The sequence below is a fragment of the Paraburkholderia oxyphila NBRC 105797 genome, from assembly GCF_000685075.1.
Taxonomy (GTDB): domain Bacteria; phylum Pseudomonadota; class Gammaproteobacteria; order Burkholderiales; family Burkholderiaceae; genus Paraburkholderia; species Paraburkholderia oxyphila.
Genome location: NZ_BAYD01000242.1, coordinates 1 through 2,753, shown reverse-complemented (window position 1 = coordinate 2,753; position 2,753 = coordinate 1). Strand labels below are relative to the sequence as shown.

At 61.4% G+C, this 2,753-nt stretch carries 3 protein-coding genes; 2 read left to right on the top strand and 1 reads right to left on the bottom strand.

From position 1 onward, the window contains the following. The first annotated feature begins 229 nt into the window (after nt 1–229). Together BO1_RS48560 and BO1_RS61685 are read left to right on the top strand one after the other, a co-directional pair. A complete protein-coding gene (locus BO1_RS48560) occupies nt 230–736 on the top strand; it encodes a membrane protein (RefSeq protein ID WP_028223745.1) in 507 nt (168 codons plus the stop codon). Between the two features lie 12 nt (nt 737–748). Continuing rightward, on the top strand, nt 749–1,744 hold the full coding sequence (locus BO1_RS61685; protein WP_245644151.1) for an ATP-binding protein: 996 nt from the start codon (nt 749–751) through the stop codon (nt 1,742–1,744). 26 nt (nt 1,745–1,770) lie between these two features. On the opposite strand, the gene BO1_RS48550 is transcribed toward BO1_RS61685, so the two are convergent. Further along, entirely contained in the window at nt 1,771–2,568 is a 798-nt protein-coding gene (locus BO1_RS48550) for a TatD family hydrolase (protein ID WP_043289295.1), read from the bottom strand. Nucleotides 2,569–2,753 lie beyond the last annotated feature (185 nt).

Genomic DNA, 2,753 nt, shown 5'->3' with positions numbered 1-2,753 from the left:
GTTTACAGATCTTCTGCCGCGGACGGTAGTAGCGTGAGATACGCCCTAAGGGTGCCCTAAGGGCGATGCCGCTTTTTGGGCTTCGACCGCGATGCGGGATCATCCATGGACACCTGGAGCGAGTAGAGTAGGGTGATCAGGTGAAAGCGGTTTATATCGAAACGTTCCCGATTTTCGCGGAACCTTCCACGACGAAATAGCCGCAAGCCAGGAGAATCGTGAGCGACAAATGAGAAAAGGCATTGCATTCGCGTTGACCCATGGTGCGTGCGCCGTGGCGCTCGTGCTCGGCGCTTGCGCACAGCCGGAGCAACGTGTGCAGATCGGCATGGGTGAGCAGGCGATTATCGCGAAGCTTGGTCCGCCGAAGGAGACGTACGATCTGCCCAACGGCGGCAAGCGGCTCATGTGGCCCACGCAGCCCATTGGAGCGACGACCACCGCTGTCGATCTCGATGCGGCGGGCAATTCGACCAGTGTGCGGCAAGTGCTGCAGGAAAACGCGTTCTATCGCGCTGAGGTCAACAAGTGGACGCGCGACGACGTGCTGGTCGCGTTCGGGCGTCCTTTTGAGACGGCGTATTTCAAGCGGACGGCTCGCGAGGTGTGGTCGTATCGATACATGGAGAGCAACTTCTACCACATGATCTTCAATTTTTATTTCGACCCGCAGGGTGTACTCAGGCAAACGCAGAAGCAGCCGGACCCGAAATACGAGCCGAGCCAGCGCTTCTGAACGAGGACACTGTTGCTCGCCCGCCTCGAGCCACTGCCGGACAAGCGCCCTTGTTGCCGAAGGGTCGCGCGAGAGGCCTGTCCAGCCTTCCTGCAGCCCGTCTGCGAACGCGGCCGGGCCGTGATGGCCGCGGTTGGAAATCCAGTCAAAAAGCGCAAGGCGAGTGCGAAACTGCCGGGCGGGGCCGGGCGCTCGATCGAAGCCGAACTGACGCACCTCGAGGCCGACAGTGCAGCACCGCTGCAGGAGGTGCTTCGCCAGCTCGACCGTCGGAAAAAGTCGTTGCTGCTCGTCCTGGACGAAGTGCAGGTGCTTGCGAAAGAAGAGCACAGCGTCTTCGCACACGCCTTGCGCGCATCCCTGGACATCCGGAAAGACCGGATCAAGGTGTTGTTTGCCGGTAGCTCGGAAACAAACCTGCGGGATATTTTTGCACGGTCTTCTGAACCCTTCTATAACTGGGCGCTCCTGGAGCCATTTCCGCTGCTCGGTGACAAGTTTGTTGTGTCCACCGTTGAGCTAGCCAACAGCCTCGCGCGGAACACCTTGACACGCGCTGACGGCCTGCACGCGTTTGAAGCACTGCACCGGACACCAGAGTTCTTCAGGCGGTTCATCGAGCGATTTATACTCTATCAGCTCGAAGGAGTCGATGCCGCGATCACGCACACGAAAACGACGGTGTTCTCCGATGAGTACTTCATGAAGCAGTGGACTGCCGCCAGTGCTGCTGACCCGGCGGTGCTCGCCGTGGTCGCCAGTGGGCACTCGGACCTGCATTCCGCCACAGGGCTTCGTCATCTCAGTGCGGTTCTCGGCGGTCCGGCAACCCGCAGCACCGCGGGCCACGCCATGCGAAGGCTCCAGGACGCAAATTTGGTGGCACGGCTTGAGCGTGGCCGCTACCGAATCGAGGATGAGGCCTATGCCGAATGGATTCAGCAGGCCACGGCGGCTCATCTGCGGGAATCGCTCGCCGGAACATCAGGCAAGAAGCCCAGAAAGTAGGGCGGGGCCTGTGCCCACGCGGCGTACTATTTGCATGAGTGATCTGCGAGGCCGAAGAGCGCCTGGCTGTTCCGGGTGCACGTATCGGCTACCGTCTGGACATCGATACCGCGAAGTTCGGCGATGGCGCGGGCGACCCACACGAGGTTGGCGGGTTCGTTGTACGGCTTGCGCTTGCCTGCGTTCTTTGGACCGAGATAGGGCGCGTCCGTTTCGAGGTGTAGCCGTTCAAGGGAGAGGGACGTCACTGCCTGGCGCAGGTCCTGCCCGCGATTGAGGTCCGTCACCCACCCGGTCACGCCGATATCTAGCCCCAGGTCGACGAAGGCTTCTGCTTCAGCGAGCGTGCCCGTGAAGCAGTGGACCACGCCATGCGCGCCCGCCTGTACGGCTTCCCTGACCATCGGATAGAACACGTCGAACGCGTCGCGACAGTGCAGGAAGAGCGGTTTTCTGATGCGCGCGGCGGCATCGAGCTGGGCTTCAAAGGCCTTTCGCTGGTTCGCAGGGGTGGAGAAATTCCTGTTGAAATCCAGGCCTGTCTCACCGATGGCGACCACAGCAGGGTCATGCCACAACAACTCGAGGGCCTCGCGCATGGCGTCAGACCACGCGTCCGCCGAGTGCGGGTGCACCCCGGCCGTTGAATACAGGTATCCCGGGAACCGGCTCGCCAGATAGTGTTCACTGCGGCTGGACTCAAGCGAGGTGCCCGTTGCGAGAATCGCCACCACGCCCGCGGCCTTCGCGCGTGAGACGACCTCATCTGTCTTGCCGTGCAACTGTTTCGAGTGGAAGTTGACACCAATATCGATAAATTTCACGCTTTCCTCAAGTGAAGAAATGGGCGCGTTCGCGCCCCGTGCTACTGCTGTGGCTACCTCACTCGCGGCAATGGCCATCCAGTGGTACGCCAAGCTCAGAGCCACAGGATACTCGACCTTGTCGCGCGGCCGCGCTCTCGCACGAGGCGGGCTTTCTGCTCGGCCAGGTGCTGGACGCTAGCGGG